This is a genomic window from Pseudarthrobacter sp. BIM B-2242, assembly GCF_014764445.1.
GTDB classification, from domain to species: domain Bacteria; phylum Actinomycetota; class Actinomycetes; order Actinomycetales; family Micrococcaceae; genus Arthrobacter; species Arthrobacter luteus_A.
The window spans coordinates 3,600,769-3,625,706 of the sequence record NZ_CP061721.1 but is presented as its reverse complement, the minus strand read 5'-3'; the positions used below and the strand labels follow the sequence as shown (position 1 = coordinate 3,625,706).

General features: G+C 66.1%; 21 protein-coding genes. 9 read left to right on the top strand and 12 right to left on the bottom strand.

All coding sequences use genetic code 11. From position 1 onward, the window contains the following. Nucleotides 1-29: 29 nt before the first annotated feature. Entirely contained in the window at nucleotides 30-1,082 is a 1,053-nt protein-coding gene (locus tag IDT60_RS16770) for an LLM class flavin-dependent oxidoreductase (RefSeq protein ID WP_223883771.1), read from the top strand. 86 nt (nucleotides 1,083-1,168) lie between these two features. On the opposite strand, the gene IDT60_RS16765 is transcribed toward IDT60_RS16770, so the two are convergent. Further along, a complete protein-coding gene (locus tag IDT60_RS16765) occupies nucleotides 1,169-2,092 on the bottom strand; it encodes an AraC family transcriptional regulator (RefSeq protein ID WP_191079907.1) in 924 nt (307 codons plus the stop codon). A 274-nt stretch (nucleotides 2,093-2,366) separates the two neighbouring features. Here IDT60_RS16765 and IDT60_RS16760 point away from each other — a divergent pair, with 274 nt between their 5' ends. From IDT60_RS16760 to IDT60_RS16740, 5 genes are read left to right on the top strand one after another with little or no spacing between them, the layout of a single operon-like run. Then, a complete protein-coding gene (locus tag IDT60_RS16760; RefSeq protein ID WP_191079906.1) occupies nucleotides 2,367-3,719 on the top strand; it encodes a sugar ABC transporter substrate-binding protein in 1,353 nt (450 codons plus the stop codon). 20 nt (nucleotides 3,720-3,739) lie between these two features. Further along, nucleotides 3,740-4,708 (top strand): carbohydrate ABC transporter permease, encoded by a 969-nt coding sequence (locus IDT60_RS16755; RefSeq protein WP_191079905.1) that lies wholly within the window; start codon nucleotides 3,740-3,742, stop codon nucleotides 4,706-4,708. Beyond that, complete coding sequence (locus IDT60_RS16750) at nucleotides 4,705-5,625, top strand: carbohydrate ABC transporter permease (protein WP_191079904.1); 921 nt, start codon at nucleotides 4,705-4,707, stop codon at nucleotides 5,623-5,625. Before IDT60_RS16755 ends, IDT60_RS16750 begins: the two co-directional genes overlap by 4 nt. Nucleotides 5,626-5,659: 34 nt before the next feature. Next, a complete protein-coding gene (locus tag IDT60_RS16745; RefSeq protein WP_191079903.1) occupies nucleotides 5,660-6,718 on the top strand; it encodes an NAD(P)-dependent alcohol dehydrogenase in 1,059 nt (352 codons plus the stop codon). Nucleotides 6,719-6,720: 2 nt separating this feature from the next. Continuing rightward, entirely contained in the window at nucleotides 6,721-7,662 is a 942-nt protein-coding gene (locus IDT60_RS16740; protein WP_191079902.1) for a carbohydrate kinase, read from the top strand. A gap of 62 nt (nucleotides 7,663-7,724) precedes the next feature. Here the strand turns inward: IDT60_RS16740 and IDT60_RS16735 are convergent, their stop codons facing one another. Further along, nucleotides 7,725-8,438 carry a hypothetical protein gene (locus IDT60_RS16735; protein WP_223883770.1) on the bottom strand — a complete coding sequence of 238 codons (714 nt, stop codon included), beginning with the start codon at nucleotides 8,436-8,438 and terminating at the stop codon, nucleotides 7,725-7,727. A 154-nt stretch (nucleotides 8,439-8,592) separates the two neighbouring features. Between IDT60_RS16735 and IDT60_RS16730 the strand changes: the two genes are divergently transcribed. Further along, the gene (locus IDT60_RS16730; RefSeq protein WP_164204913.1) at nucleotides 8,593-9,366 is read left to right on the top strand and encodes an oxygenase MpaB family protein; all 774 of its coding nucleotides are present in this window, start codon (nucleotides 8,593-8,595) and stop codon (nucleotides 9,364-9,366) included. 1 nt (nucleotide 9,367) lies between these two features. Here IDT60_RS16730 and IDT60_RS16725 read toward each other — a convergent pair whose 3' ends face one another. Continuing rightward, on the bottom strand, nucleotides 9,368-10,801 hold the full coding sequence (locus tag IDT60_RS16725; protein ID WP_191079900.1) for a CotH kinase family protein: 1,434 nt from the start codon (nucleotides 10,799-10,801) through the stop codon (nucleotides 9,368-9,370). A 165-nt stretch (nucleotides 10,802-10,966) separates the two neighbouring features. Further along, nucleotides 10,967-12,337 (bottom strand): allantoinase AllB, encoded by a 1,371-nt coding sequence (gene allB, locus IDT60_RS16720; protein ID WP_191079899.1) that lies wholly within the window; start codon nucleotides 12,335-12,337, stop codon nucleotides 10,967-10,969. 176 nt (nucleotides 12,338-12,513) lie between these two features. On the opposite strand from allB, the gene IDT60_RS16715 reads away from it, so the two are divergent. Continuing rightward, nucleotides 12,514-13,446: a threonine/serine dehydratase gene (locus IDT60_RS16715; RefSeq protein WP_191079898.1), complete on the top strand. Its 933-nt coding sequence runs from the start codon at nucleotides 12,514-12,516 to the stop codon at nucleotides 13,444-13,446. A 94-nt stretch (nucleotides 13,447-13,540) separates the two neighbouring features. Here IDT60_RS16715 and IDT60_RS16710 read toward each other — a convergent pair whose 3' ends face one another. From IDT60_RS16710 to IDT60_RS16675, 8 genes are all read right to left on the bottom strand, one after another. Next, complete coding sequence (locus tag IDT60_RS16710) at nucleotides 13,541-13,828, bottom strand: hypothetical protein (protein ID WP_191079897.1); 288 nt, start codon at nucleotides 13,826-13,828, stop codon at nucleotides 13,541-13,543. A gap of 535 nt (nucleotides 13,829-14,363) precedes the next feature. Then, the gene (locus IDT60_RS16705; protein WP_191079896.1) at nucleotides 14,364-15,176 is read right to left on the bottom strand and encodes a bifunctional allantoicase/(S)-ureidoglycine aminohydrolase; all 813 of its coding nucleotides are present in this window, start codon (nucleotides 15,174-15,176) and stop codon (nucleotides 14,364-14,366) included. Between the two features lie 13 nt (nucleotides 15,177-15,189). Beyond that, a complete protein-coding gene (locus IDT60_RS16700) occupies nucleotides 15,190-16,503 on the bottom strand; it encodes an aldolase (protein WP_191079895.1) in 1,314 nt (437 codons plus the stop codon). A 3-nt stretch (nucleotides 16,504-16,506) separates the two neighbouring features. After that, a complete protein-coding gene (gene aceB / locus IDT60_RS16695; RefSeq protein WP_191079894.1) occupies nucleotides 16,507-18,120 on the bottom strand; it encodes a malate synthase A in 1,614 nt (537 codons plus the stop codon). Between the two features lie 86 nt (nucleotides 18,121-18,206). Further along, the gene (gene pucL / locus IDT60_RS16690) at nucleotides 18,207-19,115 is read right to left on the bottom strand and encodes a factor-independent urate hydroxylase (RefSeq protein ID WP_191079893.1); all 909 of its coding nucleotides are present in this window, start codon (nucleotides 19,113-19,115) and stop codon (nucleotides 18,207-18,209) included. Nucleotides 19,116-19,131: 16 nt separating this feature from the next. Next, nucleotides 19,132-19,989, bottom strand: a complete 858-nt coding sequence (gene xdhC / locus IDT60_RS16685) for a xanthine dehydrogenase accessory protein XdhC (RefSeq protein WP_191079892.1) — start codon at nucleotides 19,987-19,989, stop codon at nucleotides 19,132-19,134. A 1-nt stretch (nucleotide 19,990) separates the two neighbouring features. Continuing rightward, nucleotides 19,991-22,372: a xanthine dehydrogenase molybdopterin binding subunit gene (xdhB, locus tag IDT60_RS16680; RefSeq protein WP_191079891.1), complete on the bottom strand. Its 2,382-nt coding sequence runs from the start codon at nucleotides 22,370-22,372 to the stop codon at nucleotides 19,991-19,993. Continuing rightward, nucleotides 22,369-23,868 (bottom strand): xanthine dehydrogenase small subunit, encoded by a 1,500-nt coding sequence (locus IDT60_RS16675; RefSeq protein WP_191079890.1) that lies wholly within the window; start codon nucleotides 23,866-23,868, stop codon nucleotides 22,369-22,371. The genes xdhB and IDT60_RS16675 overlap by 4 nt, the downstream gene beginning before the upstream one ends. Nucleotides 23,869-23,943: 75 nt before the next feature. Between IDT60_RS16675 and IDT60_RS16670 the strand changes: the two genes are divergently transcribed. Further along, entirely contained in the window at nucleotides 23,944-24,924 is a 981-nt protein-coding gene (locus IDT60_RS16670) for an aldo/keto reductase (protein ID WP_191079889.1), read from the top strand. The last annotated feature ends 14 nt before the right edge of the window (nucleotides 24,925-24,938 follow it).

Here is a 24,938-nt window from a genome sequence, read left to right as displayed (position 1 = left end):
CCGCTTGCCTTGGGAATGAATCCAGAAACTTGAATGTTCAAGCAGTCATGGACTTTGGCATCTTTACCTTCGGCGAACTCACCCGCAGCGATACCGGCAGCGCCCTTTCACCCGGGCAGCGGCTCAAGGAGATCATTGAGCTTGCCAAACTGGCGGACCAGGCGGGCCTCGGCTTTATGGGCCTGGGGGAACACCACCGGCACGACTTCGCGCTCTCGGCCCCGGAAATCGTCCTCGCGGCCATCGCCCGGGAAACCACCAACCTCCGGCTCAGCACGGCCGTGACCGTGTTGTCCACACAGGACCCCGTCCGGCTTTTCGAGCAGTTCGCCACCCTGGACCTCATCTCCGACGGCCGCGCCGAGATCATTGCCGGCCGCGGCGCGTTCATCGAGTCCTACCCGCTGTTCGGCCACGACACCGCGGACTATGACGGCCTGTTCGACGAGAAGCTGCGAATGCTCCTCGAACTCCGCGACAACGCCGTCCTGAACTGGAAGGGCAACCTGACCCAAAGCATTCCAGGCATGGACATTGCGCCGCGGCCCCGCCAGGAAAAGCTCCCCATCTGGGTAGGCGTGGGCGGCACGCCCGCCAGCTTCGCCCGCGCCGGACGGCTTGGCCTCCCGCTGTTCATCGCCCTGCTGTCCGGCCCGGAGCGCTTCCGCCGCCTGGCCGCGCTGTACCGCCAGAGCGCCGACGAAGCAGGGCACGATGCCGCAGCCCTGCCGGTGGGCGTGGGCGGCCACTTCTACGCCGCGGCCACCTCGCAGCAGGCGCGGGACACGTTCTACCCGCACTACCGGGGCTACTTCGAGCAGAACATGCCGCGCAACGTGGACCATTTCCCCCGTTCCACCTTCGATGACTGGAGCGATCCGGGCGGCGGACTGCTGGTGGGCAGCCCGCAGCAGATCATCGAGAAGCTCCTGGTCATCCAGCAAACGCTCGGCAACACCCGCTACATGGCCCAGATCGGCCTCGGCGGCCTGCCCTTCGCCGAAACTGCCCGCTCCATCGAGCTCCTCGCCACCGAAATCATGCCCGCCGTCAACCGGGAACTGGGCGCCAGCGCCGCCTAAGCGCAACGTGCGCGGACGACGGCGGGAGGTTCCGCCGTCGCGCTGGTTTTGCCGGGTCTCCGGTGCAGTAGCTGCGTGGGTCTGCATCAGCCCTGCGTCCGCTGGCGGTACTGCCGGGGCGTTTCGCCGGCGTCGTTGAGGAAATGCCGGTTGAAGTTGGACAGGTTGGAGAAGCCCACTTCGTAGCAAATGTCCGAGATGGCCTTATCGCTGTGCTCGAGCAGCCGCCGGGCATGGGCAAGGCGTAGCTTCCGGACCAGGTCGCTGAAATTCTGCCCCGTGGCGCGTTTGAAGTATTTCGAGAATGTCGGTTCGGGCATCCCCACCAGGGCGGCCGCCTCGGACATTTTGACGCTGCCGGCATGGTTGCTGAAGACATACTCGAGGACGATGTCCACCACCGCGGCGGCCTGTCCGTCCAGCTGCGGCCTGAACCATTCGTCCGCCAGGTAGCGCCGGTCTTCCTGCGGAGCATGCGCAAGAATCGCAAAGAGCTCCAAGAGATGGTGTAGCCGTTCCAGCCCGGTGGAAGCCCCCATCGCTTCTATGGCTGCGGCCGCCGTCACAGCCGTGGTCCCCAGGAACTCGATCCCGCGCGCGGACTGTTCGAGCAGGGGCTTGATTTCGGCGAATTCGGGAACAAGGGTTGCCGTCTGTTCCACCCACTTCCCATCGAACTGGATCAGCGCGTCCCTGCCCGCGATAACCTCGCCGGGCTCGAGGTCACTGACCCAGTCGTGGGGAAGTCCTGATCCCACCAGGGAGACATGCCCGGCCTCGAATGTGCCGATGTGGTCACCGACGATGAACTTGCCGGTGCCTTTGCGGATGAGGTGGATCTCGTACTCGGGATGATAATTCCACCGTGCCACGGTGCTGGGGTAGTCATGCTGGTGCCACCGGACGGAGTGGTTTGGATCAGGGGGGATGATCTCCCGGTTGGCGCGCATGCCCAGCAGCCTTTCGGCCAGCCGGGCCGTTGCTCCGTCGCTCAGGTCGGCAGCACTCATGATGGTTCTCCAGGCTTTGGGGTTTCATGAAATTTGGACACGATACCGTGCGCCTTCCCCAAGATTAGCGCCCACAGTGCGGATCATGCGGAAAATAAGTATCAGGATATGTCAACGACGACGCTAGTTGTGGCATACCGCACACCCCTACAGTTGAGGAAGACCAGCCCGGCCCATCGAAATCCCGATGACGGGCCAGCCACAGCCGCAGGACGTCGATACCGCAGTCGACGCAAGCCGGCTGCGCATCCCCTGAAGAACAAAGGAGTCCTTAATGCGCCCAAAAATGCGTGCTGCGACCCTCGCCGCCGGCGCTTTGTGCGTCGCCCTGAGCGCCTCGGCCTGTGCCGGAGCCGGCGGAGGCAACTCCGCCGGTGACCCGAACAGCATCAGTGTCCTGATGGTGAACAACCCCCAGATGGAGGACCTGCAGCGGCTCACGGCAGAGAACTTCACCAAGGAAACCGGGATCAGGGTCAACTACACGATCCTGCCGGAGAACGACGTCCGGGCCAAGATCAGCCAGGAGTTCTCAAGCCAGGCCGGCCAGTATGACGTCGCCTCGCTGTCCAACTACGAGATCCCGTTCTATTCCGCCAACGGCTGGCTGGCACCATTGGATGACGTTGCCGAGGACCCTGAGTTTCATCAGGGCGACATCCTGCCGGCTTACACGGCGTCCCTCACTGGGGAGGACGGCAAGCTCTACGGCGAACCGTTCTATGGCGAGTCCTCGTTCCTGATGTACCGGAAGGACATCCTTGAAGCCAAGGGCCTGACCATGCCGGCGAAGCCCACCTGGGACGAAGTCGCGGACATCGCGGCGAAGGTAGACGGTGCGGAACCGGGTATGAAGGGCATCTGCCTCCGCGGCCAGCCCGGTTGGGGCCAGGTGTTCGCACCATTGACCACCGTGGTGAACACCTTCGGCGGCACCTGGTTCGATAAGGATTGGAACGCACAGGTCAACTCCCCGGAGTTCACCGCGGCCGTGGAGTTTTATACCAAGCTGGTCCGCGATCACGGTGAGGCAGGGGCCGCACAGGCCGGCTTCACCGAGTGCCTGAACAACATGAGCCAGAGCAACGTTGCCATGTGGTACGACGCAACGTCGGCCGCAGGTGCGTTGGAAGCCGAGGATTCTCCGGTGAAGGGAAAGATCGGCTACGCCCAGGCACCCGTGAAGGAGACCAAGTCCTCGGGCTGGTTGTGGACCTGGTCCTGGGCCATGCAGGCGGCGTCCAAGAAGCAGGACGCCGCCGAGAAATTCATCGCCTGGGCCAGCTCGAAGGACTACGAGGAGCTCGTGGCCTCCGAGCTCGGCTGGGCGAAGGTTCCCTCCGGTAAGCGCATTTCCACCTACGAAAACGCTGAGTTCCAGAAGGCCGCCCCGTTCTTCGAAGCTGAACGCTTCGCCATTGAGAACGCCGATCCGAAGAACCCCGGCGCGCAGGAACGTCCCGCCGTCGGCATCCAGTTTGTGGGTATTCCCGAATTCGCTGCCCTGGGCACGAACGTCTCTCAGGGTGTCAGTTCCGCCATCGCCGGCCAGGGCACCGTGGCCGACGCGCTGGCCAAGGGCCAGGAAGCCGCCCAAAAAGTCGCCAACAAGTACAAGCAGCCTTAACCGAACCGCAGGAGAACATCATGACTACCGCAACGGCGCGCATCTCCCGCCCGGGACACCACGCAGCCAAACCTTCGAAAGACAGCCGGTCGCGGGAACGCGCCCTGGCGTGGGCCCGGCGTGCACCGCTGCTCCCGGCCCTGATCTTCCTTATCCTGGTCACGCAGCTTCCGTTCGTGGTGACGCTGATCATCTCGTTTATGAACTGGAACAGCCTGAGCCCGGACAAGACCGCCTTCGCCGGCTTCGAGAACTACGTCACCGTCCTCACGGATCCGGACCTGCGCCAGGCCATCTTCACCACCATCCTCCTCACTGTCTCCGTCGTGCTGATCAGCCTGCTCATCGGCTTGGGACTGGCCCTGCTGCTGGACAAGAAGTTCATCGGCCGCGGCCTGGCGCGGACCCTGCTGATCGCCCCGTTCCTGGTGGTACCTGTGGCAGCGGCACTGATCTGGAAGCACGCCCTCCTCAACCCCACCTACGGGCTGATCAACGGCATCCTGACCTGGGTGTGGTCCCTGTTCGGCAGCGCCACGGCGCCCCAGCTGGACCTCCTCTCCCAGGCACCCATGATGGCGGTAATCCTCTCCCTCGTGTGGCAGTGGACCCCGTTCATGATGCTGATCCTGCTCGCCGGCCTGCAGTCCCGCCCCATGGACACCGTGGAAGCTGCCCAGATGGACGGCGCCACACCTTGGGGGATCTTCCGTCACCTGACCCTGCCGCACCTGCGCCAATACCTGGAACTCGGCGGCCTGCTCGGCGCGATCTACATCGTGCAGAACTTCGACGCGGTCTTCACCCTCACGGCAGGCGGACTGGGCACAGCCAACCTGCCCTACGCCATCTACCAGACGTTCTACTTCGCGAACGAATACGGCCTGGCCTCCGCCGCCGGCGTCGTGGTGGTCATCGGCACCATCATCGTGGCCACCTTCGCACTCCGCACCGTCTTTTCACTCTTCAAGAAGGAGGCAGCACGATGAGCACCCTCACCCCCGCCGCACCGCAGAACACCCCTCCCGGTCCCACCGCGCTGAACACCGGCCGCACTCCACGCCGCGGCAAGACCCGGATGGACCCCACCCGCAACAACACCGCCGCCGGCATCGCCGCCTGGCTGCTCGCCCTGCTCTTCGCCGTCCCGGTCCTGTGGATGATCCTCACCTCGTTCCACTCCGAAACCGACGCCGCCACCAACCCGCCGTCGATCGCTGCGAACCTGACCCTGGACGCGTACCGGGAGTTCTTCGGCGAAACCTCCGGCGTTAGCCCGTGGCCGTCGCTGATCAACTCGGCCACCGCATCGATCCTGTCCACGGTCCTCGTGCTGCTCCTGGCCTTCCCGGCCGCCTACGCGCTCTCCATTCGGCCGGTGAAGAAGTGGACGGACGTGATGTTCTTCTTCCTCTCCACCAAGATGATGCCGGTGGTGGCGGCGATCCTGCCCCTCTACCTCTTCGCCCGGACCGTGGGGGCACTGGACAACATCTGGTTCCTGATCCTGATGTACACGTCCATGAACCTGCCCATTGCCGTATGGATGATGCGCTCCTTCCTGGCCGAGGTGCCGGAAGAAATGCTGGAGGCAGCCCAGATCGACGGCGCGAACCTCCTGCTCATCCTGCGCAAGATCATCGCCCCGGTGGCCATGCCCGGCATCGCGGCTACTGCCCTGATCTGCTTCATTTTCAGCTGGAACGAACTGCTCCTGGCCCGGGTCCTCACCGGTGTGGTGGCAGGGACCGCGCCCGTCTTCCTTACCGGCTTCGTCTCAGGCCAGGGCCTCTTCCTGGCCCAGGTCTGCGCCGCCGCCGTCGTGATCTCCCTGCCGGTACTGTTCGCCGGCTTCGCCGCCCAGGACAAGCTCGTCCAGGGTCTCTCCCTGGGCGCAGTCAAGTAACCTTCCCACCCATAGCTGCAAAGGAACAACTTCGATGACAACAACAACCGCACAGTCACCTGCCACCGGTTCCGGACTGCCCGCCACGATGCGGGCCAACATCCTCAAGAGCCAGGGCGACATGACGATGGAAACGCTGCCCGTTCCGACACTCGACGCCGACCAGGTCCTGGTGCAAGTGGCTGCCGTGGGGGTCTGCGGCAGCGACGTCCACTATTACGAGCACGGCCGCATCGGCGACTATGTGGTGGACCACCCGCTCATCCTCGGCCACGAACTGTCCGGCCGGATCGCCGCCGTCGGAAGCGCCGTGGACCCTGCCCGCATCGGCCGGCGCGTCGCCGTCGAGCCCCAGCGCCCCTGCCGCACGTGCAAGCAGTGCAAGGCCGGCCGCTACAACCTTTGCCCGGACATCGAGTTCTACGCCACCCCGCCGATCGACGGCGCCTTCGCCGAATACGTGACCATCCAGTCCGACTTCGCCTACGACATCCCGGACAGTGTCAGCGACGAGGCGGCAGCACTGATCGAGCCGCTCTCCGTGGGCCTCTGGGCCTGTGAACGTGCCGGGATCAAGCCCGGCAGCCGGGTCCTGATCGCCGGCGCCGGCCCCATCGGCATCATCGCCGCGCAGGCGGCCCGTGCGTTCGGAGCCACGGAAATCTACATCACGGACATCGCCGACGACCGGCTCGAGTTCGCCCTCAAACACGGAGCAACACACGCGCTCAACGCGAAAACGGATAGCGTGGAAGGGCTCGACGTCGATGCCTTTATTGACGCTTCCGGCGCCCCGCAGGCAGTCCGTTCCGGGATCAAGGCAGTGGGCCCGGCAGGCCGGGTGATCCTGGTGGGGCTCGGGGCGGACGACGTCGAGCTCCCCGTGTCGTTCATCCAGAACCGGGAAATCTGGCTCTCCGGTGTGTTCCGGTACACCAATACCTGGCCGCTGGCGATCCAGCTGATCGCCGACGGCAAGGTGGACCTGGACATCCTGGTGACCGGCAAATTCAGCCTTGCCGAGTCTGAAGAAGCCCTGAAAGCGGGCAAGCAGGCAGGTCAGCTCAAAGCCGTCGTCTACCCGGGCCGCTGACCATGATCACTGTCATCGGCGAATCGCTTGTGGACATCATCAGTGGCCCGCACCGGGAGGCGCCCACCGAGGCGCACCCGGGCGGGAGCCCCCTGAACGTGGCGGTCGGCGCGGCCCGGCTGGGCCTGGCGACCACCCTCGTGACCCACTACGCCGGCGATTCATACGGGGACATGATCGAAAAACACCTGAGCGTGAACGGCGTCACCGCGATCCGGGGCGGCAGCGCACCGACGTCGACGGCCACTGCCACGCTGGGGCCCGACGGCGGCGCCAGCTATGCGTTCACCATCAGTTGGGACATCAACGGGGCAGCCCTGCCTGCCCTTGAAGCGGTTCAGGGTTCCAGGCACGTCCACACCGGATCCATTGCCGCCGTGGTGGCGCCGGGCGACCAGGCCACGCTTGCCCTCCTGGCGGCAGCCCGGGAGCACGCGAGTATCAGCTATGATCCGAACTGCCGGCCCGGGATTAGCCCGGACGTGGACGCGGCGCGGGCACAGACCGAACGCTTTGTCACCGCCAGTGACATCGTCAAGGCCAGCGACGAAGATCTCGCCTGGCTCTACCCGGACCGGACGCCGGAGCAGTCACTGTCAGCGTGGCTGGAGCTCGGGCCGGCCATCGTCGCCCTGACGCGTGGCGCGGCGGGCCCTGTCATCCTCGCCCGCCGGGGCCGGGTGGAGCTGGCCGCCGAACCCATCAAGGTGGCGGACACTGTGGGGGCGGGCGACTCGTTCATGGCAGCCCTCATCTCTGGCCTGGACCAGCTCTCAGCCCTCGGCGCCGGCGGAAGGCGCCGGCTGCAGGCGCTCACCGTGGAGGAATTGCAGGCGCTCGCGGCTTACGCCAACCGCGCCGCGGCGATCACCTGCTCACGGCCAGGGGCCAACCCGCCCCGGACGGCGGAACTCGGTCACCTGACCGTGCCGCTGCAGGCCTGACAGGCCACCAACGGAACCAGCCACGCGCGAGGTTGCGGGCCAGGGCAGCGTCACGCCGTTTTTCAGAGGTCGTGCGGACAGATTTCAGCGCCCGCCAGCTCAGGCCTTCCCTGCCCGAACGCGGGGTCGTCGTCGCTTCCTGCCCAGACGACACCGCCTCGGGGACAGGGCATCACCGCGAACGCTCTGCCATCAAGCCGGGCCCGAAGGTGGCGCCCGTCATCCTCGACCACGTCCCAGCCCGCCGCTGGCAGCGCTGCACGGTAGTGCTGCAGCACATCGGCGTCTCCCGAGAGCACAAAACCGCGGGTACAGCCACCGACACCGTTCATGCCGCCACCACCGAAATGCCCGATGTGCTCGATGGAATCGAACGTCTGCTGGGACTCACGGTCTGCGCTGGCCGTGCGTTCATCCATGCCCTCAATCACGCATTGCGGAGTCGAGTTGAACTGCACCGCAAGCCGCTGCCCCAGTGCCGAGGGGGTGACAGCGAACATCCCCACCAGCATGAGGACCGGGATGGCCACGGCTGCCAGCCGCATCCAGAGTCGTGTCGAGAGCATAAAGCCGATCAAGGCAACTACCGCGACCAGGCCGAGCGCCAACCCGGCGGGACCGGCCGTGAGCCCCCACATGAGCCCTTCCAACGCGGTAGCGGTGATATCGCCGTACACTCTCATAAATTCGTAGTGGACCAGCACAGCGAGCAGAGCCAGTCCTGCCCCAACGACGAGCAGCACCGCGGCGGAGACGGCTCGGCCGGTCACGGGCATGGCTAAGTATAGGACCGCCTGACCAAGTGTCAACCGTTCCTCAATGGCGAGGAGTGCGACGGCCGCCAGGACCGAAGGAGACAGCCGGAACTCAGGCAAATTGTCGCCGGACAGGCCCTGTACCGGCCGCGGGGATTCTGGGTATCGTGTGGGCATGGTGCGCAACGTGGCCGATATTGGAGCGGAAGGCGTTCTGCTCGCGGGAGCCGGGCGTGCCATTTTGCTGCAGATCGCCAACCCCGCGGTGGGCCACGGTGTGGCCGAGCACAGCGACTTCGTCTCGCGGCCCTTGGACCGTTTTCGTGCCACGCTCACCTATGTGTACGCGGTGAGGTACGGAACTGAGGACCAGGTGGCAGCTGTCCGCCGCAGCGTAAACCGCGCCCACGCTGTTGTGCGCCGCAAGGCCGGGGCAGGCCACCACGGATACAGCGCCTTCGACGCGCACGCGCAACTCTGGGTGGTGGCAACGCTGTACGACACCGCGGTCACCGTCTACGAGAAGATCTACGGCCCGATGGACGACGAGACAGCCGAGCTGATGTATAAGGACTACGCCCGCCTCGGTACCGTCCTGCAGCTGCCGGCGGAACTCTGGCCGGCTGACAGGGCAGCCTTTAGGAAGTACTGGGACGCCCGCATGCAGGCACTCGAGCCGGACGATGTCACGGCGCGCGTCGGCCGCGATCTGCTCTACCCGCCAACCGGCCCGCTCTGGCTACGGATGAGCATGCCAGTGATCCGGTTCATCACCGCAGGTCTCCTGCCCGATCGCCTTCGAAGCAGCTACGGCCTGCCGTGGAGTGCGCGCCGCAGCCGCCTCTTCGACCGCACCACCCGTGTGTCGGCCGCGGTGTATCCACGGCTTCCGCAACCGGTCCGGCATTTCGCGAAGAACTACTGCCTGGGCCGGCTCCGCGCAGCGTAGTTCAGGAGGCCGCTGCCGCACGGAGCCCATCGGTGCGTTCCTGCAGGAAGGTGCGGAGCGTTTCAGTCTCCGCTGCCAGTTCGTCGGCGGTCAGACCATCGCTTGAGGGCACGACGGCGGCGATCGCGTCCAGCAGGCCGGCGGCGGTCCCGCTGGCGTACAGCTGCTGATAGAGCTCTGCGTAGGCGTCGTCGTAGGCGGTCTGGAAGGCGGCCGAGGCCAGGAACCTCTCCTTCAGTTCGTTGCCGCCGCGGCCGGATCCCGCAAGGGGCGCACCGGCGTCGTCATTTTGCCCGGGTGGCCGCATTGCCCCGCCACCGCCGCCACCTGCGCCGTTTCCACCGCCGCCGATGGACAGCTGCTCGTCCGGGGATGCGGCCGCGTTGCCGGTCATTGCCAGATTCAGGTCCCAGGAGATCACGGAGATCTTTTTCGTCCCGAGGTCGTACCAGAGGTAGTAGTTCTGGCCGGGGCCGGCCATGTCGTCGCCGTTGACCAAAAGGTTCATTGTGGCGGTGTAGCGTGCGAAGGACTCCACATCCACCCACTCGCCCAGCTGGGCGTCGAACTCCTCGTCGCTGGCTTCGGACAGCCACCTGAGGGAGTCCACAACGGGCTGGACGTCCGCCGTCTTTTTAGCGTTGAGCTGCTTGAACTGTTCCTCGTAAGTGGCCAGGTCGTCGCCCTGGTAGGTAAAGCTGGACTCGGCATCCGCTTTGTAGAGGACCCCGTCGGTGTCGAACAGGGAATCCGCGTACGCCTCGTCCGGGTTTTCCACCAGCAGCCGGGTCTGGGTGGCGCTGCCGTTAACCGAGTAGGTGGTGTAGGCGTAGCGTTGCGTGGCCTGGCCGCTGGTCGCAGTCAGCGCAAGCGCCAGGGCCTCGTTCAGGACGGGGGAACCCGGCCTCAGCGAAAGCTGTGTCAGGCCTTCATAGGTCTGGGCGTCCACATATTTGTCGAAATCAATCAGCAGCGGCAGCGATTCGGGGACGTCAGAGGAGATCCCGGCCGACGTTCCGCCGGGGCCGCCCATATCGCTGCCGCCGCTGAGGCTCCTCAAGGTGGAGTTGCCCTTGAGGCGCACGCCTATGTTGGACACCAGCGTGCCGTCGATGGTGATGTTGGCCGTGATCCAGTCCTTGGAGCCGTCAGCCTCATAGGCGGCGATCATGGCGGCGTAATCATCCGCGTTCCACGTGATGCTGACCGAATGGGAGGCGCCGTCCGCGAAAAGGGTGGTCCCCGCCGTCGTCGTTGCAGCTTCTGTCCCGTTCGCCTCCGCTCCGGCCGCGGACGCCGCTGTGGACGTCGCGGTGGACGTCGCCGTGGCGGAGGACCCCGTGGAGGTGGCGCCCGTGCCGGTTCCGCAGCCCGTCAGGGCGAGGGCCACCGCAAGGGCGGAGGAGGAGAGAATGGCACCGGTGGAACGTTGCATGGATCCTGCTCCAGGCTCGGGAATGTGTTCATTCCACGGTTGCGGGTGCAGCTGTGCTGTTCCTGTGCCGGGGCCATGCGGCCGGTGTGCATCGCGCTGGAGCTGCGTTAAGTGAGAGAGCGTCCGGGGATTTCCCGCATTAAGTGAGAGAGCGTCCGGAGGGGGCTACACGCTGCGGCGGCGGATCAGCCTGCCGCGGGGTGTCAGTCCGTCCACCTCAACGCCGCGCAGGTATGTTTTCCGGACGACGCCGGTGAGCGCCTTCCCGTCGTAGGGCGTGATGGGGTTTTTGTGCTTGAGCCTGGCGGCATCCACCACGAACGTTTGGTCCGGTGCGAACACCGCGAAGTCCGCATCGAATCCGGGAGCCAGCTGGCCCTTGTTGTGCACGCGGGCCACGACGGCGGGTTTCTCAGCCATCCAGGAAACCACCTCTGCCAGGGTGATGCCGCGCTGCCTGGCTTCGGTCCACACCAGGGCGAGCCCCAGCTGCAGGGAGGAAATGCCGCCCCAGGCCATGGCGAAGTCGCCGTTTTCCAGGTCCTTCAGGTCCAGCGTGGAGGGGGAGTGGTCCGAGACGATGCAGTCGATGGTGCCGTCCTGCAGCCCCATCCACAGCAACTCGCGGTTGGACGCCTCGCGGATGGGCGGGCAGCACTTGTATGCCGTGCCGCCGTCGGGGATCTCCTCGGCCATGAGGGTGAGGTAGTGCGGGCACGTCTCCACGGTGAGGCGGACGCCGTCGCGCTTTGCGCTCGCGATCATGGGCAGGGCGTCCGACGACGAGAGGTGCACAATGTGGGCGCGGGCGCCGGTCCGTCGTGCCCGTTCGATGACCTCGGCGATAGCTGTGTTCTCGGCATCGCGCGGGCGGGAGGCCAGGAACGTCCCGTAGTCGCCGCCGCCCGGGTGCGGGGCGTGGTCAATGGTGCGGGAGTCCTCGGCATGCACCAGCATGAGGGAATCGAAGGTCCTGAGTTCGGCCATGTCCTCCTCCAGCCCGTGCGCGTCCAGGTGCGGGAACTCGTCAACGCCGGAATGCAGCAGGAAGCATTTGAAGCCGAACACGCCTTCGTCATGCAGGGGGCGCAGGTCCGCTTTGTTGCCTGGAATGGCGCCGCCCCAGAACCCGACGTCGATGAACGCCTGGTCCGCAGCCACGTCCCGCTTGAGCTTGAGTCCCTCCACGGTGGTGGTGGGCGGAATGGAGTTCAGCGGCATGTCGATGATGGTGGTGACGCCGCCGGCCGCCGCGGCGCGGGTGGCGGAGGCGAACCCCTCCCACTCGGTGCGGCCGGGCTCGTTAACGTGGACGTGGGTATCCACGAGGCCGGGAAGGAGCGTTTCGTCGTCGGCAAGCTCGACAAGTTCAGTGCCGGCCAGTTCAGTGCCGGCCGGTTCAGTGCCGGCGAGGCCGCTGCCGAGCGGTTCGACGGCCACGATCCTGCCGTTCCGCACGCCCACTTCCCGCGGGGCGATGCCGTCGGCGGTGAGGGTGCGGCCCCGGATCACCAGGTCAAAGCGTTCGTCAGGCACGGACGTCCTCCTGTGGGACGGCGGCCGGACGTTCGGGCAGCGGAAGCTCGGTCAGGAGGATGGAGCAGTTCACCGTGTAGGTCATCGTGGGTCCTTCCGGGAAGGGGCGTTGATCCATCTTCCCGCGATAGCCTGAAGACCGCCCGCAAGCCGCACTCCGGAACGAGGATTTCCCCTTGATTACACGCACCGACGTTGACGAAGCGGCCGCCCGGATCGCACCGAGGATCCGCGTCACACCCGTCCTGAAGGCCGACGCCGGAATGTTCCCCTGCGATGTGTGGCTCAAGTGCGAGTTCATGCAGCACACTGGCACGTTCAAGGCCCGGGGCGCGTTCAACCGGGTCCTGGCCTGCCGCGAGCACGGCGAACTGAAGGATGACATTGGCATCGTGGTGGCCTCCGGGGGAAACGCCGGCCTCGCCAACGCCTATGCCGCCAGGGAACTCGGCGTCCCCGCCACGGTATTTGTGCCCGAGACGGCTCCCGCCGTGAAGGTCAAAAAGCTCTGGGCCGTCGGCGCCAACGTGGTTCAGCAGGGAACCGAATACTCCGAAGCGTACGACGCCGCCATCGCCTACGCCGCCGAGACCGGCGCCGTTTACTGCCACGCCTACGACCAGCCGGAGATCGCAGCCGGCGCCGGGACCATCGGAACCGAACTGCTGGAGCAGCTGGGCGAAGTGGACACCATTATGGTGGCCGTAGGCGGCGGCGGGCTCATGGCGGGCGTTGCGGCCGCCGTCGAGGGCCGGGCCACAGTGGTGGGCGTCGAATCCGAAACAACGCCCACCCTCCACGCCGCGCTCGCCGCCGGGGAACCCGTGGACGTGGCCGTCGCCGGCATCGCCGCCGACTCCCTTGGGGCCCGCAGGATTGGCCGGATCGGGTTTGAGGTGGCGGTCCGCACCGGCGTCCGCGCTGTGCTGGTCTCGGACGAGGACATCGTGGCCGCCCGTTCCCTGCTGTGGCAGGAGTACCGCATCATCGTGGAGCACGGGGCGGCTGCAGCGTTCGCAGCCCTGCAGTCCGGCGCCTATGTCCCGGCGGCCGGGGAACGCGTGGCCGTGATTCTCTGCGGCGCCAACACGGACCCCGCCACGGTCTGACCTGCGGGGGCATCGAAGAGCCAGGGGTTGTGGGCCCCTGGCTCCCGGGTTGCATTGATTAGTACTGCGTTGATTGGTACTGCATGGTTGTCAGTTAGCGGTCATAGTGCGAGTTGACGTACCTCAAGGTGGGGCTCTTGTCGTAGTGCCACTTCGTCACTTTGCCATCCTTGTTCTCAACCCCGTACCAGATCACGTGATAGACCTCTTCGCTGCCGCGGCGGTCGAGGTTCTGCCGGACTTTGTCAAGGCTGTCGATTACCTTGTGGCCCCTCACATCGCGCTCAATGTAGCTGTCGCCCAGCCTGGTATCCCGGCCGCGATCAGCTTCGTAGCGTACCTGCTTGATGTGGACAGTCCGCTTCCCATCTGTGCAATCCACTTTGATCCTGAAGTTCACCCACACCCCGCGTTCGTCCGAAGGCTTCAGGGCTTCGACTGTACATCCACGTTTTGAATCACGGTCATTGTCAGCTTGGGCCGGGGCAGCAAACACCGCGGAGCCCCCGAGCAAGCTCAACGACAGGGCCGGAACCAAAGCGATCCTTGCCCGCATTGAACGGCTTTTCGTAGTTGTAGTGCCAGACATTATTTATTGCTCCTTGTAAGGATGCGATTCACAATTTTTTGGGCAGCGCAAAACCGCGCGCAACCGAGCAAAATGTCGCGCTTGGAGCAGCGTGGCAGCCGCGGCCTTCTTGGTCCCCATTTTTCAAACAGCACGCCCGACTGAGCGGGGGCTTGACTCCGGACTCACTTTCGATGGTTGTGATCCGGTAAATCCATGGTGCGCCTGCCTTCGGGCCTAGCGCTAGGGCAAACTGCAACCTTTTTCAGTTGCTTCTTTCGATTGCCAAATAGTACGCGGCGGCCTTGTCACAGGCGTCAGCCTGGTCACTCCAGTACCGGCGAGAAGCTCAGGTGAGCCGGATCTGGCGGTTGACGTCCTTGTAGAGCAGGTAGCGGAACTCGCCCGGTCCGCCCGCGTAGCAGGCTTGCGGGCAGAAGGCGCGCAGCCACATGAAGTCCCCGGCTTCCACTTCCACCCAGTCCCTGTTGAGCAAGTACATGGCCTTGCCTTCAAGGACGTACAGGCCGTGCTCCATCACGTGCGTCTCCGGGAACGGGATCACGCCGCCGGGCTGGAACGTCACGATGTTCACGTGCATGTCGTGGGCCAGATCGTTGGGGTCCACGAAGCGGGTGGTCTTCCAGACGCCGTCCGTGTCCGGCATGGACGTCGGTTCCACGTCCTGGTCGCTGGTGACGAACGACTTCGCCTCGTAGCCCTCGAGGCGTTCGTAGGCTTTGCGGATCCAGTGGAAGGAGACGATCTCATCCGAGACGTTCTCCAGCCCCCAGCCGGAACCGGCGGCCAGGTACGCATAGCCGCCCTCCGCAAGCTGGTGCAGTTCGCCGTTCAGGGTCAGGTTGACCTTGCCCGTGGTGACAAAAATGACGCCTTCCACCCCGGCCTCGAACTCTGCTTTGGGGGCGCCCCCGCCCGGGCCGATCTCCACGATCAGCTGCGAAAAGGTGGTGGCAAAGCCGGAGATCGGGCGGGCAATGATCCAGGACCGGGTGTTGGAGAAACCCGGCAGGTTGCTGGTCACGATGTCGGTCAAGACGCCCTTGGGGATGACCGTGTACGCCTCCGTGACGATGGCCCGCTCCGTGGTGAGGTGCGTTTGCGGCGGCAGGCCGCCCTGGGGGTAGTAGTACGTGCCCATGGTGGAGCCTTCCTTACTTCGAGATGGACTGGGGCTGCGAGGCGGGCTGTGATTTGGAAGTGGACTGCGCCAGCCGCGGGTGCGCCAGTGCGGTCAGCCGGGAAAGCTCGACGCCGGCCAGCACCTGGATCTCGTCGGCACCGACGGCGCCGCACTGGAACCCGCGCAGCACGAAGGCCGCCAGAGCCCGGGCCGTTGCGGGCTCATCCAGCACGGCTCCCGGGGTCCGCGCCAGATAGTTCCGCAGCCGGGCCGCGGCAGCCGGAAGGCCTTCGCGGTAGAAGGCATAGGTCGCGGCGAAGCGGCTGGGCAGCTGGGCGGGGTGGAGGTCCCAGCCCTGGTAGTAGCCGCGCTCCAAGGACCGGCGGACCAGCCGGCCATGCAGCGCCCAGGCGTTTTCGACGTTGTCACCCACCGGGATGATGTTGGTGGAACCGTCAGAAAGCCGGATACCCGTTCCCGCGACAGCCAGCTGCATCACTTCCTTGGCGAAGTCCGCCACAGGGTGTGCAAGGGACTGGTATTCGGCGGAAATCTGCAGCGACGCGGAGTAGTCGTAGGTGCCGTAGTGCAGCCCGCTGATTCGGCCGGGAACAGCGTGCGGCAGCAGCGCTACCGGGGAGGTGCCGTCCGGCCCCAGGATGAGCTGCGGGGTTTCCACCTGGACCTCAAAGCGGAGCCGGCCGGCAGGGAGGGAGTGGACCTCTTCAAGCCGGGACACCGCATAGTCCATGGCCTGGACCTGGGCAACGGTGCTGACTTTGGGCAGGGTCAGAACCAGGCCCTCGGGAAGTTCGCCGGCCGCTGCAAGCCCGGAGACAAAGAGGTCCAGCGTCCGGAGCCCGCGGGCCCGGGTGGCAGCTTCGAAGCACTTGAACCGTATCCCGATGAACGGGGGAGCGGTGCCGGCGGCAACTGCGGCAGCCACAGCGTTGGCGGCAGCAACGGCGTCGGCGTCTTCTGCTTCGTCCCCGCGGGCGCCGTAACCGTCCTCGAAGTCCAGGCGCAGGTCCTCGATCGGTTCGCTTTCCAGCTTTGCCCGGACCCGGGACCCAACCGCCCCGGCGAGCTCCGCGTCCTGGCCCAGCAACGCGCCCAGGCGTTCCAGCCCGCCGTGGGCCGCCGCCGTCGCCAGCGCCTGGGAACCCCAATCCGCAGCGAGCGACGGCGTAAACCGGTCGGCAGGGACGTAGACACTGTGCACGGGCTGGCGCGAGCCGTCATCGCCCGGATAGTTCCGCTCCAGAAGACGATCCGTAGCGGCGAGTTGGGCGTCGATGTGGGCGGTGTCCGCCGCGGACAGTGCAGGAGTGGGGGACACCGCCATGCCTCAGTCCACCAGTTCGTAGGCCGGCAGGGTGAGGAAATCGGTGTAGTCCTCAGAAAGGCAGATGCCGGCAATCAGGTGGCTGGCGGGTTCGTAGTAGCCCTGGAACGCTTCCTCGTCCACCTCCGCCCGGAGCCGTTCCGTTTCCTCACCCAGGATCCGCTCCACGAGTTCCCGGGTCACGGTGTTGCCGGTGTCCGCCAGGACTGACTTGTTCCGGATCTGCTGCCACACCTGGGACCGGGAGATCTCCGCCGTGGCGGCATCTTCCATCAGGTTATGGATGGCCACGGCACCGTTGCCGGACAGCCACACCGCCGTGTAGGCGATGGCGACGTAAAGGTTGAGGCGCAGCCCGGCCTCGGTGACCTGGCCACCTGCTGAGGCGATGTCCAGCAGCTGATCGGCCGTGACAGTGACCTCCGGGCGCTGCTTGTCCAGCTGGTTGGGACGGCCGCCGTTTTCCGGATCGCCAAGCACGGCATCGAACACCTCCTGGCAGGTGGACACCAAATCCGGGTGCGCCACCCAGGAACCGTCGAACCCGTCATTGGCTTCACGGGTCTTGTCCGCGCGGACCTTCTCGAAAGCAGCGGCCGTGACGTCCGGCTCCTTGCGGTTGGGGATGAACGCCGCCATGCCGCCCATGGCGAAGGCGCCGCGCTTGTGGCAGGTCTTGACCAACAGCTCGGTGTAGGCCCGCATGAAGGGAGCCGTCATGGCCACGGAAGCGCGGTCCGGGAGGACAAACTGCTCACCGGCGTCACGGAAGTACTTGATGATGCTGAACAGGTAGTCCCAGCGGCCCGCGTTCAGGCCCGAGGCGTGGTCCCGGAGTTCGTAGAGGATCTCGTCCATCTCGAACGCGGCAGGAATGGTTTCGATCAGGACGGTGGCCCGGACCGTGCCCTGCGGCAGTCCGAGGAAGTCCTGGGCGAAGACGAACACCTCGTTCCAGAGGCGGGCCTCAAGGTGGCTCTCCATCTTGGGCAGGTAGTAGTACGGACCCTGGCCGTTCTCCACCAGCTGCCTGGCCACGTGGAAGAAGTGCAGGCCGAAGTCCACCAGCGCACCCACGGCGGGTTCGCCGTCGATCAGCACGTGCTTCTCCGGCAGGTGCCAGCCGCGCGGTCGGGCCACCACCACAGCGAGCGGAGCATCGGTCCGCAGGGAGTACGCCTTGCCTTCGGGCGACGTGAAGCTGAGCGTGCCCCGGGCCGCGTCCCGGAGGTTCAGGATGGCGTCGATGACGTTGCCCCAGGCGGGAGTGCTGGCATCCTCGAGGTCCGCGAGCCAGACCTTGGCGCCGGAGTTCAGGGCGTTGATGGCCATTTTGGCAGGCGATGCCGGCCCGGTCATTTCCACCCGGCGGTCCTGCAAAGGTGCCGGCGCCGCTGCAACTTTCCAGTCGCCGTCGCGCACGTCCCGGGTCTCCGGGAGGAAATCCAGCTTGCCGGTTTCTGCGACCTTCTGCCGCTTGACCCGGCGTGCAGCAAGAAGTTCGTTGCGGGTGCCGCCGAAGCGCTGGTGGAGTTCTTCAATGAACGCCAGTGCCTCGGGCGTGAGGATTTCCTCAGCCCGCTCGATCGGCTGGGGGTCGGTCACGGTGATGGCCATTGCTGGTCCTTTCGATGGCTGCCGTCAGGCAGTTCAGTCGGATGAATTTCGCGCTGTGATGTCCGGTGGTGGTCCCGTGCTGAAAGCTAGCAGAACCCGGCGATGCCGGACCAGGCCGTCTCAGCAGGGACAGCGTCGTCGCGCTGGACCGTGGCTTCGATCAGTCCGTAGGGCCGGTCTGCCGCGAAGAAGACCTCGTTGGGGTTATCGAGGCCGAACGGCGAAAGGTCCACCAGGAAGTGGTGCTTGTTGGGCATCGAGAACCTGATCTCGTCGAGCTCCTGGTGGGCTTCCAGGACCTTGCTGCCCATATCGAACAGGGTCTGCTGCAGGGCGTGGGAGTATTTCTCCGTGAAGGCTTCGAGCAGGAGGGCCTTGATGTCGGCGTAACTCTTGTTGAAGTCCAGCGTGCTGAAGTCAGTCGTGGTCCTGAAGCGCCAGCGCGCTGAAACATCGGTGGCCAGGATGCGGTCCGTGGTTTCCGGGAGCGTGGTGTATTTGTCCTTGTCGTAGCCCACAAAGCCAGACTGGGTGGTTTTGAGGACCGTGAGGTCCTTCAGCCCGGCGATGAGGTGGGTGCCGGCGCCGTCGCGCACCAGGACGGCGGTGCGGACTTCCTGGCCGTTGCGCACAAACGAGTGGTGGTGCCCGGAGCCGTGGGCCTGGATGCGGTCCCAGCTGTAGGACTCGGCTTCCCAACGGCCGCCGGTGACCCAGTCGAAACTGGACGTGAAGTGCTCTCCGAGCCGCAGCAGGAACGCCTCGGGGGAGCCGACGCCGTCACGGGCGAAAGCGAAAATGGTGTTTTTCTGGGTGTCCGTGGCCACCACGTGGGCGTTGTCGCCCTCAAGGTGGGCGGCCTCGAAGTCCCCGCGCAGTTGGGAGGTGACATTCAGGTCCTCGATCTCGTGGCGGCGGGTGTCGCGGGTGATCTTGACGACCCGGACTTCGGCTTTTCCATACTGGTTCGGGCCGAGGATGATGTTGCTGCTCATGGTCGGATTCCCCACTTCATAGGTGTTCGCTGGCTGACGGGCTGGCTGAGGCGCTGGCCGAGGCGCTGGGTTGCGGGCCGGCTGACGGCAGGGCCGCGAGCAGGTCTGCGGCGGCGCTCACGGCGATGACCGCCGGGGCCTTTCCCCGCACTTCCGGGAGCCCTATGGGGCACTGGATCCGGTCAATCTCAGCCTCGGCGAAACCTTCCGCGGCCAGCTTCTGCCGGAACCGCAGCCACTTGGCCCGCGAACCGATCAGTCCCACGCGTCCCAGGTCTCCCCGGCGCAGCGCTGCGTGGCAGAGCATGAAGTCCTCGGCGTGGTCGTGGCTCATGATGAACACATGGGCGCCGGGAGGCAGGTCGCCGAGGAACGAGTCGGGAACCGGGGTGTGCACCGGGCGCACGTCCGCTAACCCGGAGGTCACGTCGGCCAGCCTCGCGGCATCGAGCTGTTCCCCGCGGCTGTCCACCAGGTAAAGGGTCATGGGCATTCTCGAGAGGATGCGGCCGAGTTCGTAACCAACATGGCCGACGCCGAAAATCGCCACTGTGGGAAGCGACAGGAAAGGTTCCAGCAGCACAGTGACCTTCCCGCCGCAGCACTGCCGGCCGTGCTCTGTGGGCGCGTGCTCGTTGAGCGCGAACTCGGTGGTGCAGGGCGCGGTGATGCCCCGCGCCATCATGTCCCGGGCCTGGTCCACTACGGTGGCCTCGAGATTGCCGCCGCCAATGCTGCCCCAGGTGGCTTCAGCCCCGACCACCATCTTGGCGCCCGCCTCACGCGGCGCATGGCCGCGCACCCCCGACACGGTGGCCAGGACCGCGGGCAGACCCGCGGACCTCAAGTGCTGCAACGCATCCAGCCAGTCCATGTCAGGGCACTGACGCCGTGGCTGACGGGCGGGAGTCGTGCTGGTTGTACGCGGACTGCGGCGTGAGCCTTTCAATTGCCCAGAACACGGCCTCCGGAGTTGCCGGGCTGGCCAGTTCCACGGAGATTCCGGCGGGACCGAAGGCCGCCACCGCCGCCCGCAGGGCCTCGCGGACGCTGATGGCCAGCATCAGCGGCGGCTCACCCACTGCCTTCGAGCCGTAGACCACGCCGCTTTCGGTGGCCCGTTCGAACAGGTGGACGTTGAATTGCTCAGGCATCTCCGAGAAACTCGGCAGTTTGTACGTACTGGCCGACTGCGTGGTCAGGCGTCCCCGCCCGTCGCCGTCGGACACGTCCCACCGCAGGTCCTCAAGGGTCAGCCACCCCGCGCCCTGCACGAAGCCCCCTTCGATCTGCCCAACGTCGATCAGCGGCGAAAGGCTGTCGCCGACGTCGTGCACTATGTCTGCCCGCACCTGACGGTACGTGCCCGTGAACCGGTCCACCTCCACCTCGGTGACCGCCGCGCCGTAACTGAAGTACTTGAACGGCTCGCCCTGCATCCGGGCACTGTCCCAGTGCAGACCCTCCGTCCGGTAGTACCCGGCGGCCCACAGCGGGACCCGCTGGAAGTACGCATCGTGGACCACCTCGGCGAAAGTGAGATCGCGGTCGTGGAACCCGATCCCCGTCACCTTGCCGTCGTGGAACCTCACATCATCCGGGTGGATGTTGAGCTTCCGTGCAGCCACCTCGGCCAGCCGGGAGCTGATCTGCTCGCAGGCGTTTTTGACGGCCCCGCCGTTGAGGTCCGCACCGGAGCTTGCCGCGGTGGCTGAGGTGTTGGGCACCTTGTCGGTCCGGGTGGGAGCCAGCCTGATGAACGCCAGCGGCACCCCCAGGGCTGTGGCGGCCACCTGGCGCATCTTGGTGTGCAGGCCCTGGCCCATCTCGGTGCCGCCGTGGTTGATGAGCACGGACCCGTCCTTGTAGACATGGACCAGCGCGCCCGCCTGGTTGAACGCGGTGAGGTTGAAGGAGATGCCAAACTTCACCGGCGTTATCGCGAGCGCCCGCTTCGTGTTCGGATGCGCTGCGTTGAATCCCGCGATGTCCTCGCGCCGCCGCGCCACGTCCGCTCGGTCGAGCAGCAATTCCCAGATCGCGGTCAGCCTTTCCGCGTGGCGCACGGGCTGCCCGTACGGTGTGCTCTGACCTGGCTCGTAGAAGTTCCGGCGGCGGAGCTCGCCCGGCTCGACGCCCAGCAGCGGCGCGCACCGGCCCAGGAGGTCCTCCATGACCAGCATCCCCTGCGGACCGCCGAAGCCGCGGAACGCCGTCTGCGAGGTTTTGTTGGTCTTCGCGATCCGGCCGTGCACCTCGATGTTGGGGATGAAGTACGCGTTGTCGATGTGGCACACCGCCCTTGCCAGGACGGGCTCGGAGAGGTCAAGGCTCCAGCCGCCGTCACTGGTGAGGGTGGCCTTGAGTGCCTGGATGCGGCCGTCGTGGTCGAATCCTGCCTCCCAGCGTGCGTGGAACGGATGCCGCTTGCCGGTCAGGGTGATGTCCTGGGTCCGGTTGAGGCGGAGCCGGACCGGCCGCCCGGTCAGGCTTGCACCCAGTGCTGCCACTGCAGCGAACCCGTGCGGCTGCATTTCCTTGCCGCCGAACCCGCCGCCCATCCTCAGGCACTGCACTGTCACCTGGTGGCTGGAGAGCCCGAGCACATGGGCCACGATTTCCTGCGTCTCGGTCGGGTGCTGGGTGCTGCACTGCACAAAGACCTGCCCGCCGTCGTCGATGGAGGCCAACGACGCCTGGGTCTCGAGGTAGAAGTGTTCCTGGCCGCCGAACTCGAACTCGCCGCTGAACCGGTGTGCCGCGCCCGCCAGAGCCTTGTCCGGCTCACCCCGGGCCAGCCTGGGCTGGTTGCCCTGAAAGCTGCCGGCGGCAATGGCTTCGGTCAGCGTGAGGAGCGACGGCAGCGGCTCGTACTCCACCGCCACAGCCTCCGCGCCCAGCCGTGCCGCCTCCAGCGATTCGCCGAGGACCCAGCACACCGCCTGGCCGTGGAACATGACCTCGGTGGGGAAGAGCGGTTCGTCATGTTTGGTGCCGGAGTCGTTGATCCCAGGAACGTCCGACGCCGTCAGCACCTTCACCACGCCCGGAACCTCCAGCGCGGGCCGGGTTTGCATCGAAAGGATCCGCGCATGGGCGTGCGGGGCCTGGACCGGCCACGCGTGCAGCACGCTGCGGGACCGGACCACGAGGTCATCGGTGTAGAGGGCGGTCCCGGTCACGTGCGCGTCGGCGCTCTCGTGCGAAACGGGAACACCGACCACAGGGTTGACCGGACGGTCTGCCAGGGATTTCATGAGGCCACCTCCAGCGCGGGAGCGTTTTCGGCATGGAACTTCAGGAGGGCCTGCCGGAGCATGGCCGAACGGTATAGCGCGCTCGCACGCATGTCGTCGATCGGCGTGCCCTCGCCCGCCATCACGGCGGCCGCCGCAGCCACAGTGTCAGCGGTCCACGGCCGGCCCGCCAGGGCGTCCTCTGTTGCGGAGGCGCGGATTGGCGTGGCTGCCACACCGCCGAGGCCGATCCGGGCCGAGGCTATGACGCCGTCGGTGATGGTGAGTGCGATGGCCACCGACACGCTGGAGATGTCGTCGAAGCGCCGCTTGGCGATCTTATAGAACGCGGTGCTGCCGGCCAGCGGCGTCGGAATCCGCACGGCCCGGAGCACTTCGCCGGGCTTCCGCACGCTCTGCCGGTATCCGGTGTAGTACTCCGAGAGCGGAACCTCCCGCTCACCGGCTGCGGAGGCCAGTACTACCCGCGCGTCGAGGGCCAGGAACACCGGGGCGGAATCGCCGATGGGTGACCCCGTGGCGAGGTTCCCGCCGAAGGTTGCGGCGTTGCGGATCAGGCGGGACGCGAACTGCGGAAACAGCTGGCTAAGGAGCGGCACCCGGCCGTCGAGGCTGTGTTCGGCTTCCGACAGGGTGAGGGCTGCCCCGATCTCGATCGTGTCGCCGTCGAGCTTGACTGACCGCAGCTCCTCGAGGCGGTCGATGGCGAGGACCAGCGGGGGACGGGCGTGCCGGAGGTTCACTTCGACGCCGAGGTCGGTTGCTCCTGCCATGAGTTTTGCGTCCGGGTGTTCCTGCAGGACCTGGAGGACCTCGGCCAGCGTTCCAGGGCGAAGAAACTGCGCGCCGCCTTCTGTACGCGTGTGCTTCGCGGCCGGGGCCGGCCGGTTCTGGCGGGCCAGCAGCGGATCGGCGGCCGGTGGTGCACCGAGAGCATAGGCCGCATCCCGAATGGGCCGATAGCCCGTGCAGCGGCACAGGTTCCCGCTCAGGGCGTGAAGGTCAAACCCGTTGGGGCCGTATTCGTGATCGGTGGCATGCTCTTCACCCACGGCGGCGGTCCCGGTTTCCTTTTGTGCCTGGGCGGGGCTGCGGTCCGGGCGGTAGTACTCGGCCGCCATGGAGCAGATGAAGCCTGGGGTGCAGTATCCGCATTGGGATCCGCCCCGGTCCACCATTTCCTGCTGGACCGGATGGAGGTCTTCCCGGGCGGCGTCGGGCACGTATACCGTACCGAGGCCTTCGGCTGTGATGATTTCCTGGCCGTCAAAAGCCAGGGCCGGAGGCAGACACGCATTCACCGGGGTCCAGCGGCTGCGGTCCGGCCCGTCCGGCCGGGCCACCAGGACCGCGCAGGCCCCGCATTCGCCCTCGGCGCAGCCTTCCTTGGCGCCGGTCAGGCCCTCCCCGCGCAACCAGTCGAGGAGCCGGGTATGCGGGCTGGTGCCGCTGCAATCGCGGGGCTGCCCGTTCACGACTACCTTAATTCCGTCCATGCTTCATCCTTACTGCGCGTGGGCCGGAAAGCCAGAGCTTGGGAACCGGCGTGTTCTGACCCATATAGTCGTGGAATGGAACAGCGGATTTTAGGCAAGACCGGACGTAGCGTTTCCGTCGTGGGACTGGGCACCTGGCAGCTGGGCGCGGACTGGGGGAACGTGGACCCGGCCCAGGCCCAGGCAATCCTGGCGGCATCGGCGGAGGCAGGGGTCAACTTTTTTGACACCGCCGACGTCTACGGTGACGGCAGGAGCGAGCAGGCCATCGGAACGTTCCTCGCCGGGAACCCCGGGCTGGACATCACCGTGGCCACCAAAATGGGCCGGCGCGTTGACCAGCGGCCTGAGAACTACACGCTGGCCAACTTCCGCCAGTGGGTGGACCGGTCCCGGAAGAACCTGGGCACGGACACCCTGGACCTGGTCCAGCTGCACTGCCCGCCGACTCCGGTGTACAGCAACGCCGAAGTCTATGACGCCCTGGACACGCTGGTGTCCGAGGGTGCCATCCGCCATTACGGCGTCAGCGTGGAGCGCGCCGACGAGGCCCTGGAAGCAATCCGCCACGGGGGAACCGCCTCCGTACAGATCATCCTCAACGCCTTCCGCCTCAAACCCCTGGATGAGGTCCTTCCCGCAGCGAAGGCAGCAAACGTGGGGATCGTCGCCCGTGTACCGCTCGCATCCGGGCTGCTCTCCGGAAAGTACACCAAGGAAACCGCCTTCGCCGGGGACGACCATCGGAACTTCAACCGCAATGGCGGCTCCTTCGACGTCGGGGAGACCTTCTCAGGCGTGGACTTTGAACTGGGACTCAAAGCCGTGGCGGAGTTTGAACAGCTGGTCCCGCCCGGAGCCGCCACCGCGCAGGCGGCCGTCGCCTGGATCGCAGCGCAGGACGGCGTCAGCACCGTGATCCCCGGCGCGCGGAACGTGGAACAGGCGACGACGAACGCGGCTGCGGCGTCCGTGCAGGTCACCGAAGAGTTCGACGACGGCGTCCGCTGGATCTACGACCACTACTTCCGCGACGCCATCCACCCCCGCTGGTAGAAGTGTGACGCGAT